Origin of the sequence: Enterobacter sp. SLBN-59, assembly GCF_024807915.1 — a bacterium.
Taxonomy (GTDB): domain Bacteria; phylum Pseudomonadota; class Gammaproteobacteria; order Enterobacterales; family Enterobacteriaceae; genus Enterobacter; species Enterobacter asburiae_B.
In genome coordinates this window covers 284,239-298,794 of record NZ_JANUFI010000001.1, presented here as the reverse complement: position 1 = coordinate 298,794, position 14,556 = coordinate 284,239, and the positions used below count along the sequence as shown (strand labels likewise).

Genomic DNA, 14,556 nt, shown 5'->3' with positions numbered 1-14,556 from the left:
TTGCACAGGGCGAGGGCGCTCAGTTAGCATTGCGCGAAATGAAACCGGCGAATGCGTTGGGAAAAGCGCAATGCGGGCGCAAAAATGAGGGACTTTGGTAATGATCTATGACTGCTTCTTATATTACGATGAAGATATGCTTCTCGAAATCAGGCTAAACACGCTCGCGGACGTTGTCGATCGCTTCGTTATCGTTGAGTCAACGCATACCTTTACCGGTAAAAAGAGGCCGCTGCATTTTGACATTAATAAATACAGCCAGTTTAAAGATAAAATTATCTACGTTGTTCATGATAAAGAACCGATTACGAAAGCCGCTGAAGAATCACACCCTGCTCGGGAGGTGATTCCGGGTCTGCCAGAGGGAATGGTGGTGGATGCGTGGGCAAATGAAGCCGCGCAGAGGAATGCCATCATGCAGGGTTTGACGCATGCCAACGATGATGATTTGATTTTAGTTTCCGATGTCGATGAGATATTTTCACCACAGGTGGTAGCATCGATAAATCCCAAAAAGCTCTGCACCACTATTTATCAGAATTTCTATAATTATCAGTTCAACCTGCAGGTTTTTAATACTGACAACACGCCAAGAAAATGTAAATTACCGCGAGCCACACAATATAAAAATCTCGTTAGTTTCTTTGGCGGCGAACCTGAATCATTCAGGAATCTTAAACGTACCCGACGCGTTAAAAACTGGTCCTGGCTAAAGTGGAACTGGTTCAAGATTAACAACAGCATTATTGACAATGGTGGCTGGCACTTCTCGTGGGTAATGACCCCCGAGCGCATCTCAGAAAAAATGTCGACCATATCCCATACTGAATACGATCTTCCTGAGTTTAACAACCCGGAACACATCATGAAGGTCATTAAAAATGCGGAAGATATCTGGGGGCGCGACAGGACATTAATCAAGCAAGAGCTAACGGTTGAAAACTTCCCGGAGTACATTGTCCGCCACAAAGACAAATTCAGCGCGTTCATTATTTAACTTAGGGCTGCCCTTTTGCTCGCCAGAGGGCGTTTGCTCAGCGGTCGCTCGGCCACAAAATTTTAACAAAGATCCCAAAAAACCCTGGACGCACGCGGTCCTGAGTATGTTATGGTTTAGACAGGATATGGAATGTTCGAGAAAGTTTCGGGTGATTTAGAGTCAACACCGAACAATGCTTTGAAAAACATACAGATAAAAAGAGACCGAATACGATTCCTGTATTCGGTCCAGGGAAATGGCTCTTGGGAGAGAGCCGTGCGCTAAAAGTTGGCATTAATGCAGGCTAAGTCGCCTTGCCTTTTAAGAATAGATGACGACGCCAGGTTTTCCAGTCCACAGCAAAAGCGGTCGGAAAAAAAGCGCCAGAGCATCATTAAAAGTGAAAAACCGCAGTGCTTTCGCAAGCATCTGCGGTTTTTTATTGGAAACCCGAACGTTAGCAGAGCTTGTCGGCGCGCTCGATAAACGGCGCCAGACTCATTTTTTGTCCCGGATGCGCCGGGTCATCGATCTGAATAATGCTAATCGGCTGGCCGCTGCTCTTGCCGCTGGCTACCTGCTGCTCTGCGGTATCATTCAGCGGGTATTGCACCAGCGTACTCGGGTTGATCGCATACAGCGCATGGCCTGGACGGCAGGTCAGCATCACCTCTTCGCGATTGAACGCCCATTTGTCCTTACCCACTTCAAAACGACTCACGGTGATGACCTGCGGTGCGGCAAGCGCGCTCCCCGTACAGGCCAGCAATAAGAGAGAAAGTACTGTCTTTTTCATATGATATTTAACCTTGTCAGAAGGGTTCCCAGGTGGCGAACAGACTGACCGTTGCCAGCACCAGCGCTCCCAGCACCACTTCTGCCTGTGTCATCCTGATAAAAATCTGTTGTGCTCGCCCGCTCTCCGGACGAAACCGTGGCACCAGAAAATACCGATTTGCCAGCGCAATTACCACCATCAACGCCACCAGCGCACATTTGAACAACAAAAACCGCACGTAGCCAGCCTGCCAGGGAATATCGAGGCCCAGTATCATGAGCGCATTTATCACCCCGGAGAGCAGGACGCCCGCAACGGCGTAATGCCCCACGCGCGAGAAGCGCATCATGGTAAAGATGGCGGCATTCTGCCAGCGCCCTTTCGCCAGACGCATACAGAACAGCAGGGGCAGTAATCCGCCAAGCCAGGTGGCGGCACATATCAGGTGAAAAGCATAATTAAGACGCTGCAGCGCCCCCGTCGGACCGTCGTTCATCGCCGCATGCCCTACCCCAGCCAGCAGGATAAGCTGGCCCATTGCGAGCAGCAGCAGCCGCGAACCTTTCAGCGGCGCAAGCCATGCCGCACCGACCGTCAGCGCAGCGAGGATTATTTGCCACATCCAGACACCGCCAAACCGGGTTCCCATCACGCTGAACCAGATCTGTGGCGCAAACACATCTCCCCAGCCGCTGCCCATCAATCCGCCCTGCAGCATAAACATCAGGACCGCTGCCGCAAGGCTCACTAAGGCCGCCACTTTCTGCTGCGACTGGAATCGCCGGGACATCAGACGGTGGAGAGAGGAAGGCGCAAACCAGACGCTGTAAAGCGCATTGCCAAACACCAGCATCAGCGCCCCGAAATGGATAAAGCGTAGCCCGATATAACACAGCGCCAGCATGCTATTTCACGCTAAAGTGATAGCTGCCTTTGGTTTTATGGCCGTCCACGGAGACCACATGCCAGTCCACCTGGTAAGTCCCTGATACCAGCGTTTGTTCCAGCGGCACGGTAAGCTGAGCTTTGTTCTTTTCGTCGCGCGTAGCGGTTCCCGTTTTGACGATCTGCTTTTGCGCATCCGTTACCACTACACCGCTAAATCCAGGTTCGATACCTTCTGAAAAATTCAGCGTAAGTGCCTGCGGTGCGGTCACCACGCTGTCTGCTGCCGGGATCTGCTGTTTAAGATGTGCATGTGCCAGCACGGAAGGCGTCATCATTGTCGAGGCCACAAAAACCAGTGCGCAGACCGCGCGGGAAGCGGAAAAACCCATCCTATCATTCCTTTTTGTTATGTCTGTATGCTAAAGAATAACGCTGTATAATAAACGAGTCGAGGATCATCCTGCCTCCGCTTGTCATCGTCGTGCAATCGCGGTAACGTTGCCGCCGCATAAAAAGGAGAAGGTAATGAAGATCAATCTGGCCGTCCTTCCGCAGGACGAGATGGATAAAGTGAATGTCGATCTCGCTGCCGCTGGCGTCGCGTTCAAAGAGCGTTACAACATGCCCGTCGTGGCTGAAGTCGTGGAACGGGAACAGCCCGCCCATCTGCGCGACTGGTTTCGCGAAAGACTCATCGCCCACCGCCTCGCCTCGGTCAACCTCTCCCGTTTACCGTACGAGCCTAAAGTTAAATAAGCTTAACGAGTCGTTACATTTCCTTACGCGGAATCTGGCAGGATAAGAAAACCCTGATTATTTTAGGTGTATTCTTAAATCTCTGCGACTCAGTGTATAAGGAAGTCACGATGTCACATTGGAATATAGCGGCAGCCCAGTATGGCGGGCTGCATCAGACTGTAGATGACCATGTTACGCACCACCTGCGCTTCATCGCCGAAGCAGCACGGCAGCGGTGCGATCTGCTGGTTTTCCCTGAACTCTCATTAACGGGCTCTGGCTCGCCGACGTTACCTCCCCCGCCCGATGACGCGCAGCTGGAGCCGCTGCTCAACGCGGCACATCAACACCAGATCACCGTTATTGCCGGGCTCCCCCTGGAACAGAATGGCCAGCGCCAGAAAGGCCTTGTGCTGTTTTCGCCCGCTCGCCATCGCATTTTGCGCTATCCGCAAGGGCGCGGTGCCAGCCTCGTGCCGGGGGATAAACACCTTACCATCCTTGATGCACATCCCGATTCGCCCAATCTCGATCCCCGGGCAACGCTTGTTACCAGCTGCCAGTCGGTGGGGGATCATCGCTGGCGGCAGTCCATCAGTAACCTGCAGCGCTTCGCGCATAAATATGCCATTGCGGTGCTGATGGCGAACGCCTGCGGCGGCAGCGCGCTGTGGGATGAAAAAGGCCAGCTGATCGTGCGCGCGGATAAGGGCGAGCTTCTGGTGACCGGCACGCTCGGCGGAGAGGGTTGGCAAGGCGATATCATTCCTTTAGGCTAGGCGTTTTAAGCTCAGGAGTTTTCAATGCTGCGCGTCATCGATACCGAAACTTGCGATCTTCAGGGCGGAATAGTGGAAGTGGCCTCTGTCGACGTGGTTGATGGTAAAATCGTCAACCCAATGAGCCATCTGGTACGTCCCGATCGCCCCATCAGCCCTCAGGCGATGGCTATCCATCGCATTACCGAATCGATGGTGGCGGATAAGCCGTGGATCGAAGAGATCATTCCGCACTACTACGGTAGCCCGTGGTACGTCGCGCATAACGCCAGCTTTGACCGCCGGGTATTGCCTGAAATGCCGGGGGAATGGATTTGCACCATGAAGCTGGCGCGTCGTCTCTGGCCGGGAATTAAATACAGCAACATGGCGCTGTACAAGTCCCGCAAGCTGAGCGTTCGTACCCCTGAGGGGCTTCACCATCACCGCGCCCTGTATGACTGCTATATCACCGCCGCGTTGCTGATTGATATTATGAATATCTCTGGCTGGACACCGGATGACATGGCGACGATCACCGGACGTCCCGCGCTGCTGACCACGTTTACCTTTGGTAAATATCGCGGGAAGCCGGTGTCCGAGGTGGCGGATAAAGACCCGGGCTATTTGCGCTGGCTGTATAACAACCTCGACAGAATGAGCCCGGAACTGCGCTTAACGCTGAAACATTATCTGGGCGACGCTTAACGCTCCGCACGGCCTGGCAGCGTGTCCTGCACCAGGCCTATTAAAAAGGCATATTCCAGCGCAACCCCTTCGTACGATTTAAATCGCCCCGATTTCCCTCCGTGTCCGGAATCCATATCGGTACACAGCAGCAGCAGATTGTCATCGGTTTTCAGCTCACGCAGTTTTGCCACCCATTTTGCCGGCTCCCAGTATTGCACCTGAGAATCATGCAAACCGGTGGTGACCAGCATATGCGGGTAGGCTTTCGCCTCAACGTTATCGTACGGGCTGTACTCTTTCATATAGCGGTAGTACATCTCATCCTGCGGATTCCCCCACTCCTCAAACTCCCCGGTGGTAAGAGGAATGGATTCATCGAGCATGGTCGTGACCACATCGACAAACGGAACCTGCGCGACAATCCCCTTAAAGCGATCGGGACGCTGGTTGATTGCCGCCCCCATCAGCATGCCGCCCGCGCTGCCCCCCATCCCGAAGCAAAGCTGCGGATCGCCGTATCCCTGCTCAATCAGCGCATCGCAGACGTCGAGGTAGTCATTGAAGGTGTTTTTCTTTTTCAGGAATTTCCCGTCTTCATACCAGTTCTGGCCCAGCTCACCGCCGCCGCGAATATGGGCGATGGCGAAAACAAAACCGCGATCGAGCAGGCTTAGCCGGCTGCTGCTGAAATCGGCGTCCATGCTTGAGCCATACGAGCCGTAGCCGTATACCAGGATCGGGTTTTTGCCTTTCTGGAAATGAGCACGATGGTAAACAAGAGAGACCGGCACCTCCACGCCATCACGGGCGGTGACCCACAGGTGCTCGCTGCGGTAGTTGTCGGACTCAAACCCTTTTACCTCGGTCTGTTTAATCACCTGGCGCTGCCCGGTATCCATATCCAGCTCAAACAGGGTGTCCGGCGTGGTCATGGAGGAGTAGCCGTAGCGCAACCGCGACGATTCGGGTTCAGGGTTGAATCCAATCCACGTCACGTAGGCCGGGTCATCAAACGCAATCCCCACCACTTCCCGGGTTTTACGGTTGATTTGCCGGATACTGGTCAGCCCGCGCTGACGCTCTTCCACCACCAGCCAGTCGGTAAACAGGGTGAACCCTTCCAGCATCACCTGATCCCGCGCGGGGATAAGCACCTCCCACTTGCGCTCATCGCGCACTTTGGTTTTATAGAGACCAAAGTTTTTGCCCTCGCGATTGGAGCGCAAATAAAAGCTGTGCTGGAAGTGATCCAGGCTGTACTCGTGATCCTTACGGCGCGGCAGGAAACAGAGCGGCTGGGCGTCCGGCAGTTCGGCATCCAGCAGCAGGACTTCCGACGTCGTCGCGCTGGCAAGGAAGATAATCACATAGTCGCGTGAGGAGGTTTTATGCAGGCTGACATAGAAGGTTTCGTCTTTCTCTTCATAAACCAGCTCGTCGTCAGCGGAGTCCGTTCCCACGGTATGTCGCCACACCTGGTAAGGCAGCAGCGTCGACGCGTGTTTTTTGACGTAGTAAACCGTCTCGGAATCATTTGCCCAGACAAAATCCGGGGAGACGTTTTCCAGCATTTCCGGATACCAGTTGCCGGTCTCCAGATTGCGAAACCGCAGGCCGTACTGGCGGCGGGAGAGATAATCCTCCGCCAGCGCCATCACCGCGTTGTCAGGCGAAATGGACATGCCGCCCAGGGTATAAAACTCGCTGTGGGCGGCGCGCTGGTTGGCATCCAGCAGAATATCCCACTCATCCCATTCGGCGCTTAACACCGACTGACGCTGGTAGATGGGATACTCATTGCCGGGCTCGTAAATATGGCGATAGCGATAGCCGTTTTTGGTCCAGGGCGCGGAGATATCGCGCTGAGGAATACGCTGCACCATTTCATTCAGGAGCTGGTCCTGAAGCGTCTGCTGGCTGGACATGACCTTGCGGCCATAGTCGTTTTCCTCGTGCAGGTAGTCGAGTACCTCTGGCCGGGAGCGAGAATCGTCCCGCAGCCAGTAATAGTTGTCTATACGCGTATCGCCATGCGTGGTGATCGCATAAGGAGTACGTCGGGCTTTCGGTGGCATGTCATCATTCTTTTAAGATTTACACCCTATAAGGTTGGCAAAACCCACGCATGATGCAAGCGAAACAGCGTCGCGACGGCGACGACTATCCCTGTAACGCCTGTTTTTGCTCCCGGATATCCCGCTCAATGCCCTCGCGCACGTCCTGAGGGATCTTTAACGCATCGCCCAGGGCGTTAAGGTAGCTCCGCTCCATAAAATGATCGATATCGATGGCTGCGCAGCTGAGGAAATAGAGCTCCAGCGCCTCTTCCTCATTTTTCACACTTTGCGCAAGACGCTGCGGCTCGAGCGGCTGTTCTATCGCCTGCGCCACCAGCACTCTTCCCTTCTCTTCAACGCCGGCTTCGCGCAGCTGCTGCTCGATCGCCGCTCGTTCCTTATCGTCAATATGCCCGTCGCTTTTCGCGGCAAAAACCAGCGCAAGAATGAGCCGTTCGGTACGCAGATCCAGCGGCGAGGTGTGCTCGCCGTAATGCGGTTCATCGCTGTGCGCGGTCCGTATTCTGTCCTTGTATTTATTCCACAGCACGGTGCCCGCGATGGCGCCGCCGCCGGCCAGCAGCGCGCCTGTACCATACTTTGCCAGCAGCTTGCGTGAGGATTTATTCGCGACCAGCAGGCCTGCCAGCCCGCCGAGCGCTCCGGGTACCAGCAGTTTGCTGAGGTCCCGCTCGCCAGACGATGTTTTCTGCCCTAACAGGGATTGCAATTGATTTAACCAGCCAGACATGGTTTCCCTCGCTTAACGGTGAACATGTTTCACAGCGTAAGCGAGCGGGCGTCAGGAAATGTCTGGTCGGGCTAAAGAAGCGCAAATTACTGTCCCCTCGCTTAGCCGTGCACGAGACAGACGCAAACGTTTTCGTTTATACTGCGCGCAACTTTTTCAGGGGGATTGTTATGATTCGTTTAGGAACTGCGCTGCGGCCTGCGGCGACGCGAGTGATGCTGTTGGGATCGGGCGAGCTGGGGAAAGAGGTCGCCATTGAGTGCCAGCGTTTAGGTGTGGAAGTCATTGCCGTAGACCGTTACGCCGACGCACCCGCGATGCACGTCGCCCATCGTTCTTATGTGATTAACATGCTGAATGGCAATGCCCTTCGCGAACTGATTACGCGCGAAAAACCCGATTTTGTCGTGCCGGAAATTGAGGCCATCGCCACCGATACGCTGATCGCCCTGGAGCAGGAAGGCCAGCGCGTGGTGCCCTGTGCGAAAGCCGCAAAGCTGACCATGAACCGCGAAGGCATTCGTCGCCTGGCGGCGGAAGAGCTGGGATTGCCCACCTCGAGCTACCGTTTTGCTGGCGATAAGGCCGCGTTTCTGCAGGCCGTCGAGGAAATTGGCTACCCGTGCATCGTTAAGCCGGTGATGAGCTCCTCCGGAAAAGGACAGAGCTTTATTCGCGACAGCGGTACCCTGGATAACGCGTGGGATTATGCCCAGCAGGGCGGTCGTGCCGGAGCCGGTCGCGTAATCGTCGAAGGCGTCGTGAAGTTTGATTTCGAAATCACCCTGCTGACCGTCAGCGCCGTTGACGGCGTCCATTTCTGCGACCCGATTGGTCACCGTCAGGAAGATGGCGATTACCGCGAATCCTGGCAGCCGCAGCAGATGAGCGCCCTGGCGCTGGAGCGTGCTCAGGAGATCGCCCGTAAAACCGTCCTGGCGCTGGGCGGGTATGGCCTGTTCGGCGTGGAGCTGTTTGTATGCGGTGATGAGGTGATTTTCAGCGAAGTCTCCCCTCGCCCGCATGACACCGGCATGGTCACGCTGATTTCGCAGGATCTCTCCGAGTTCGCCCTGCACGTGCGCGCCTTCCTCGGCCTGCCCGTCGGCGGTGTTCGTCAGTATGGCCCTGCCGCCTCGGCGGTGATCCTGCCGCAGTTAACCAGCCAGAACGTCACGTTTGATAACGTCGACGGGGCGGTGGGCGCAGGATTGCAGGTACGCCTGTTCGGCAAGCCGGAGATCGACGGAACTCGCCGTCTTGGCGTGGCATTAGCCACCGGGGATAACGTTGACGACGCCGTGGCGAGAGCGAAAGCGGCCGCTGCGAGCGTCAAGGTTGCAGGATAAAAAAACGGGCCGTAAGGCCCGTTTTTCATGCGGCGAGTGGCTTACTGCTTCGCACCTTCAACCGCTTCACGAGCCAGTTTGGTGATGCGATCCCAGTCGCCCGCTTCCAGCGCATCCGCCGGAACCAGCCATGAACCGCCGATGCACAGCACGCTTTTCAGCGCCAGGTAGTCACGGTAGTTGGCAGGAGAGATACCGCCCGTCGGGCAGAAGCGTACCTGAGAGAAGGGACCCGCAATCGCCTGCAGCGCTTTGGTGCCGCCGTTCGCTTCAGCCGGGAAGAATTTAAACTCTTTCAGACCGTAGTCCATGCCCAGCATCAGTTCAGAGACGGTGCTGATGCCCGGGATCAGAGGAATGGTACCTTCGGTGGCGGCTTTCAGCAGCGGCTCGGTCAGGCCAGGGCTGATGGCGAACTGCGCGCCTGCTTCGGTCACTTCCGCCAGCTGCTGCGCGTTGAGAACGGTACCCGCACCGATGATGGCGTCAGGCACTTCTTTCGCGATAGCGCGGATAGCATCCATCGCGCAGGCGGTGCGCAGGGTCACTTCCAGAACGCGAACGCCACCCGCAACCAGCGCTTTCGCCATCGGTACAGCGTGCTCCAGCTTGTTTACCACGATAACCGGCACGACAGGGCCAGTGGTCAGGATTGCTTCTGCACTTGTTTTCCAGTTTTTCATCAGAGTTTTCTCTCGCCAGATCGTTAAAATCAAGTCGTCTTAAAACGTAATACAGGTTGCGCCCTGCTCCGCACCGGAGAGTTTCTCACGCAGCGCGCTGAACATTTCGCGTCCGGTCCCCACGCGCGATGCGCTCAGGTCAGGAATATGAGGCTGACGTGCCGCCAGCTCGGCTTCATCCACCAGCAGGGTTAACTCGCCCGTCTGACCGTTCACGCGGATCATGTCACCGTCGCGTACTTTCGCCAGCAGGCCACCGTCGTAGGCTTCCGGCGTCACGTGGATGGCTGAAGGCACTTTACCGGATGCCCCGGAGAGGCGTCCATCGGTGACTAGCGCAATTTTGAAACGGCGGTCCAATAATACACCAAGTGGTGGCATAAGTTTATGTAATTCTGGCATCCCGTTGGCTTTAGGCCCCTGATGACGCACCACCACCACGCAGTCTTTATCAAGAAGACCGGCGTCAAAGGCGGGTAACACGTCGTGCTGGCTTTCAAATACCACCGCCGGCGCTTCGATAACCTGGTTCTCTTCCGGTACGGCAGAGGTCTTCATTACCGCACGACCGAGGTTGCCGCTCAGCACTTTGGTGCCGCCATGAGGAGAGAACGGTTTGTCGATCGTGGCAATCACCTGCGCATCAAGGGACGCGCTCGCCCCTTCACGCCAGTCCAGCTCGCCGTTGTTCAGCCACGGCTCCTGGGTGTAGCGCTGAAGGCCAAAGCCCGCCACGGTATTCACGTCTTCATGCAGCAGTCCGCCTTTCAGCAGCTCGCGCATCAGCAGCGGTACGCCGCCTGCAGCCTGGAAGTGGTTAATATCCGCCGGACCGTTCGGGTACAGGCGCGCCATCAGCGGCACCACGGAAGAGATCTCGGAGAAGTCATCCCAGTTAATCAGAATGCCCGCCGCACGCGCCATGGCCACCAGGTGCATGGTGTGGTTGGTTGACCCCCCGGTTGCCAGTAGCGCGACAATCCCGTTGACGATGACTTTTTCGTCGACCATTTTGCCCATCGGCATCCATTCGTTGCCGTTGCCGGTCAGACGCGTGACCTGACGGGCCGCGGCCTCTGTCAGCGCCTTGCGCAGCGGCGCATCCGGCTGGATAAAGGACGAGCCCGGAAGCTGCATTCCCATAAACTCCACCACCATCTGGTTAGTGTTAGCCGTACCGTAGAACGTACAGGTTCCCGGCGCATGATAGGACGCGGCTTCCGCCTCCAGCAGCGCCTGACGGTCTGCTTTCCCTTCCGCGTACAGCTGGCGGATACGCACTTTTTCTTTGTTCGGCAGACCGCTCGCCATTGGGCCGGACGGGACGAAGATCGCAGGCAGATGCCCAAACGACAGCGCCGCCATCACCAGGCCCGGGACAATCTTGTCGCACACGCCGAGGTACAGCGCGCCATCGAACATATTGTGTGACAGCCCCACCGCGGCAGACATCGCAATCACTTCGCGGCTCAGCAGGGACAGCTCCATGCCGTCCTGCCCCTGCGTCACGCCGTCGCACATGGCAGGTACGCCGCCCGCCACCTGGCCCACCGCATTTACGCTGTGCAGCGCGTTGCGGATGATAGCGGGATAGACCTCATACGGCTGGTGGGCGGAAAGCATATCGTTATAGGAGGTAATGATGGCGATATTGTTACGCAACATGCTTTTCAGCGACGCTTTATCATCAGGCTGGCAGGCGGCGAAGCCGTGCGCCAGGTTCCCGCAGGCCAGCTGAGATCGGTGGACGGTGCTGCTCTTTGCCTGTTCAATCCGGGCGAGGTAGGCTGAACGGGTCTCTTTCGAGCGCTCGATAATGCGCTGTGTTACGCGTAACAATGTCGGATTCATAAAAGCTCCTCTAAATTATCTGTCCGGCTCGGGAGTTTACAAAGTCGCTGGCAGTTGTTAACAACGCTGAAACGCTTGCTGTCCGGAGCTCAGGGGCAAAATCACTTCCGGCAGTGTAATAAAAAAAGCTCCGCGGGTGAATCCACGCGGAGCTTAAAAGTTGAAAATTGTGCCACTAGCTGTGTTAGATCATGTTACCGGTAAAATAACACTTTCGAGCTAGAGGATTATCTTACTCAAACTCGTTCCAGGAGCGGCCATCGCGGGTGATCATCGCCACCGACGCGACAGGTCCCCATGTACCCGCCTGATACGGTTTTGGCGCATCCTGATCGGCCGCCCAGGCTTCGGTGATGGAGTCGACCCATTTCCACGCCTCTTCCACTTCATCGCGGCGCACAAACAGCGCCTGGATACCGCGCATGGTTTCCAGCAGCAGACGCTCGTAAGCATCGGCCAGGTGCGTCTGGTTAAAGGTTTCGGAGTAGCTCAGATCCAGCTTGGTGGTCTGCAGGTTGTGTTTATGATCCAGCCCCGGCACTTTGTTCAGGATCTGGATATCCACCCCTTCGTCCGGCTGCAGACGAATAGTCAGCTTGTTCTGCGGCAGTTCCTGCCAGGACTCTTTGAACAGGTTCAGTTCCGGGTTTTTGAAGTAAACCACCACTTCGGAACATTTGGCTGGCAGACGTTTACCGGTGCGCAGGTAGAACGGAACGCCCGCCCAGCGCCAATCGTCGATATCCACGCGGATCGCCACGAACGTCTCGGTGTTGCTGGACTTGTTAGCGCCCTCTTCTTCCAGGTAGCCCGGCACTTTTTTGCCTTGCGCAAACCCGGCGGTGTACTGGCCGCGGACGGTCTTCTCACGCACGTTGGAGCGATCGATGCGGCGCAGTGACTTCAGCACTTTCACTTTTGCATCACGGATGCTGTCAGCCGTCAGGTCAGACGGTGGAGACATGGCAATCATGCACAGAATTTGCAGCAGGTGGTTCTGGATCATGTCGCGCATCTGACCGGCCTGGTCAAAGTAACCCCAGCGACCTTCAATCCCCACCTCTTCCGCCACGGTGATTTCCACGTGGTCGATAGTGCGGTTGTCCCAGTTATTCACAAACAGGGAGTTAGCGAAACGCAGCGCCAGCAGGTTCAGTACCGTCTCTTTACCGAGATAGTGGTCGATACGGTAGACCTGGCACTCTTCAAAGAACTCGCCCACCTGGTCGTTGATTTCACGCGAGGTTGCCAGCGACGTACCCAGCGGCTTTTCCATCACGACGCGCGCCGGTTTGGCGTTCAGTTTGGCTTCACCCAGACCTTTGCAGATGGCGCCGAAGGTGCTTGGCGGCATGGCGAAATAGTTAATGGTGACACGGTTTTTCTGATCCAGCATCGCGCCTAAGCGGGTAAACGCGCTGACGTCGTTGACGTCCAGGTTGCAGAAATCGAGGCGTCCACTCAGGGTATCCCACAAACTTTCATCAATTTTTTCCTTCATGAAAGTTTCGAGCGCCTCGCGGACGACTTTGGTATAAGCGTCCTTATCCCAGTCGGCGCGCCCGACACCCAGGATACGGGTATCCGGATGAATTTGGCCCGCTTTCTCCAGTTGATACAGGGAAGGCAGCAATTTTCGGCGTGCAAGGTCGCCTTTCGCGCCGAAAATGACCAGGTCACATGCCTGGGCTGTTTGCGTTACCGCCATGTCATTCTCCTCAGTTGGATCACCTGGTACTTCTGCCAGGTATCGTTGTAATTTTATTACAATGCACTGTACTGCTTTTACGTCATTCCCGAAACCATTAGCGCTTATCGTCGCGTGCGATAACGCGATTTTTCCCCCTTTGGAGGATTACGACGGCGCAATGACGCAACAACCGTCGTTTCTTTGCGCAACGGGGTCACAGCAAAACCCGACACCGATCAAGTAATGAAAAAAAACAACAACATTATCTTGTCGATTGTTACCCTTAATGGAAGCCACAAGGGTAATATCGGCTAAATCGAATCACGATTTCATCAATTTATGAAATCGTTTACACCCATGAGCGTCCTGTTAACATGAACATGCTGGAAAAAATCCAGTTTCAACTGGAACACCTTAGCAAATCCGAGCGAAAAGTGGCCGAGGTCATTCTCGCCTCCCCCGCTCAGGCGATTCATTCAAGCATCGCCGCTCTGGCACAGGAAGCGGGTGTTAGCGAACCGACGGTCAATCGCTTTTGCCGCAGCCTGGAAACGCGCGGCTTTCCTGATTTTAAACTGCATCTGGCACAAAGTCTGGCTAACGGCACCCCATATGTTAATCGTAATGTGGATGAAGACGACAGCGTTGATGCCTATACCGCGAAAATTTTTGAATCGGCCATGGCTTCGCTTGACCACGTGCGCCAGTCTCTTGACATGAGTTCCGTGAATCGCGCGGTGGATTTGCTCACCCAGGCCAAGCGGATTGCGTTCTTTGGTCTCGGGTCGTCGGCCGCCGTGGCGCATGACGCCATGAATAAATTTTTCCGCTTTAACGTCCCGGTTATTTATTCCGATGACATTGTGCTGCAACGCATGAGCTGTATGAATTGCAGTGAAGATGACGTCGTGGTACTGATTTCGCACACTGGCCGCACCAAGAGTCAGGTAGAGCTGGCACAGCTGGCCCGTGAAAACGATGCCATGGTGATTGCCCTCACCACGGCAGGTACGCCGCTGGCGCGTGAAGCGACGCTGGCGATCACTCTCGACGTGCCGGAAGACACCGACATTTATATGCCGATGGTCTCCCGACTGGCGCAGCTCACCGTGATTGACGTGCTGGCAACCGGTTTTACCTTGCGTCGGGGCGCAAAATTCCGGGATAACTTGAAGCGGGTCAAGGAAGCGCTGAAGGAATCGCGTTTTGATAAAGAATTGCTTATAAAGAGCGATGTTCCCTGATAGTTGATAACGAAGACGTAACCAATAATTACGATGTAACGATTTACGGCATTCGGTCCCCTCTCCGCTGCCTTGCAGCAGATGAAGGCCGATTCAATGT

At 55.5% G+C, this 14,556-nt stretch carries 14 protein-coding genes; 6 read left to right on the top strand and 8 right to left on the bottom strand.

The genetic code is table 11. The features are described 5' to 3' along the window. Positions 1 to 100: 100 nt before the first annotated feature. Complete coding sequence (locus M2422_RS01405) at positions 101 to 997, top strand: benzoate transporter (protein ID WP_064672719.1); 897 nt, start codon at positions 101 to 103, stop codon at positions 995 to 997. A gap of 439 nt (positions 998 to 1,436) precedes the next feature. Here the strand turns inward: M2422_RS01405 and M2422_RS01400 are convergent, their stop codons facing one another. Genes M2422_RS01400 through yobA form a run of 3 tightly spaced genes read right to left on the bottom strand, consistent with a single transcriptional unit; the run spans position 1,437 to position 3,034 of the window. After that, the gene (locus M2422_RS01400) at positions 1,437 to 1,775 is read right to left on the bottom strand and encodes a YebY family protein (RefSeq protein WP_033145840.1); all 339 of its coding nucleotides are present in this window, start codon (positions 1,773 to 1,775) and stop codon (positions 1,437 to 1,439) included. Between the two features lie 16 nt (positions 1,776 to 1,791). Continuing rightward, positions 1,792 to 2,661: a copper homeostasis membrane protein CopD gene (gene copD, locus M2422_RS01395; protein WP_064672720.1), complete on the bottom strand. Its 870-nt coding sequence runs from the start codon at positions 2,659 to 2,661 to the stop codon at positions 1,792 to 1,794. A gap of 1 nt (position 2,662) precedes the next feature. After that, a complete protein-coding gene (gene yobA / locus M2422_RS01390) occupies positions 2,663 to 3,034 on the bottom strand; it encodes a CopC domain-containing protein YobA (protein WP_064672721.1) in 372 nt (123 codons plus the stop codon). 136 nt (positions 3,035 to 3,170) lie between these two features. Between yobA and M2422_RS01385 the strand changes: the two genes are divergently transcribed. The 3 genes from M2422_RS01385 to exoX all read left to right on the top strand — a co-directional run bounded on the left by M2422_RS01385 (position 3,171) and on the right by exoX (position 4,849). Next, complete coding sequence (locus M2422_RS01385; RefSeq protein WP_064672722.1) at positions 3,171 to 3,401, top strand: DNA polymerase III subunit theta; 231 nt, start codon at positions 3,171 to 3,173, stop codon at positions 3,399 to 3,401. A gap of 110 nt (positions 3,402 to 3,511) precedes the next feature. After that, a complete protein-coding gene (locus M2422_RS01380; protein ID WP_064672723.1) occupies positions 3,512 to 4,162 on the top strand; it encodes a carbon-nitrogen hydrolase family protein in 651 nt (216 codons plus the stop codon). A 24-nt stretch (positions 4,163 to 4,186) separates the two neighbouring features. Further along, a complete protein-coding gene (exoX, locus tag M2422_RS01375) occupies positions 4,187 to 4,849 on the top strand; it encodes an exodeoxyribonuclease X (protein ID WP_010432611.1) in 663 nt (220 codons plus the stop codon). Here the strand turns inward: exoX and ptrB are convergent. Next, positions 4,846 to 6,906: an oligopeptidase B gene (gene ptrB / locus M2422_RS01370; RefSeq protein WP_259139545.1), complete on the bottom strand. Its 2,061-nt coding sequence runs from the start codon at positions 6,904 to 6,906 to the stop codon at positions 4,846 to 4,848. The genes exoX and ptrB overlap by 4 nt on opposite strands. An 85-nt stretch (positions 6,907 to 6,991) precedes the next feature. Next, on the bottom strand, positions 6,992 to 7,639 hold the full coding sequence (locus M2422_RS01365; RefSeq protein ID WP_039263650.1) for a tellurite resistance TerB family protein: 648 nt from the start codon (positions 7,637 to 7,639) through the stop codon (positions 6,992 to 6,994). 170 nt (positions 7,640 to 7,809) lie between these two features. Here M2422_RS01365 and purT point away from each other — a divergent pair, with 170 nt between their 5' ends. Next, entirely contained in the window at positions 7,810 to 8,988 is a 1,179-nt protein-coding gene (gene purT / locus M2422_RS01360) for a formate-dependent phosphoribosylglycinamide formyltransferase (protein ID WP_064672725.1), read from the top strand. 41 nt (positions 8,989 to 9,029) lie between these two features. On the opposite strand, the gene kdgA is transcribed toward purT, so the two are convergent. The 3 genes from kdgA to zwf form a co-directional block, all read right to left on the bottom strand. Continuing rightward, positions 9,030 to 9,671 carry a bifunctional 4-hydroxy-2-oxoglutarate aldolase/2-dehydro-3-deoxy-phosphogluconate aldolase gene (kdgA, locus tag M2422_RS01355; protein WP_014884307.1) on the bottom strand — a complete coding sequence of 214 codons (642 nt, stop codon included), beginning with the start codon at positions 9,669 to 9,671 and terminating at the stop codon, positions 9,030 to 9,032. A 39-nt stretch (positions 9,672 to 9,710) separates the two neighbouring features. Further along, entirely contained in the window at positions 9,711 to 11,522 is a 1,812-nt protein-coding gene (gene edd, locus M2422_RS01350; RefSeq protein WP_064672726.1) for a phosphogluconate dehydratase, read from the bottom strand. Between the two features lie 232 nt (positions 11,523 to 11,754). Further along, positions 11,755 to 13,230 carry a glucose-6-phosphate dehydrogenase gene (gene zwf, locus M2422_RS01345; RefSeq protein WP_023312228.1) on the bottom strand — a complete coding sequence of 492 codons (1,476 nt, stop codon included), beginning with the start codon at positions 13,228 to 13,230 and terminating at the stop codon, positions 11,755 to 11,757. Between the two features lie 356 nt (positions 13,231 to 13,586). On the opposite strand from zwf, the gene M2422_RS01340 reads away from it, so the two are divergent. Further along, positions 13,587 to 14,456 carry a MurR/RpiR family transcriptional regulator gene (locus M2422_RS01340; RefSeq protein WP_023312229.1) on the top strand — a complete coding sequence of 290 codons (870 nt, stop codon included), beginning with the start codon at positions 13,587 to 13,589 and terminating at the stop codon, positions 14,454 to 14,456. Positions 14,457 to 14,556: the final 100 nt, after the last annotated feature.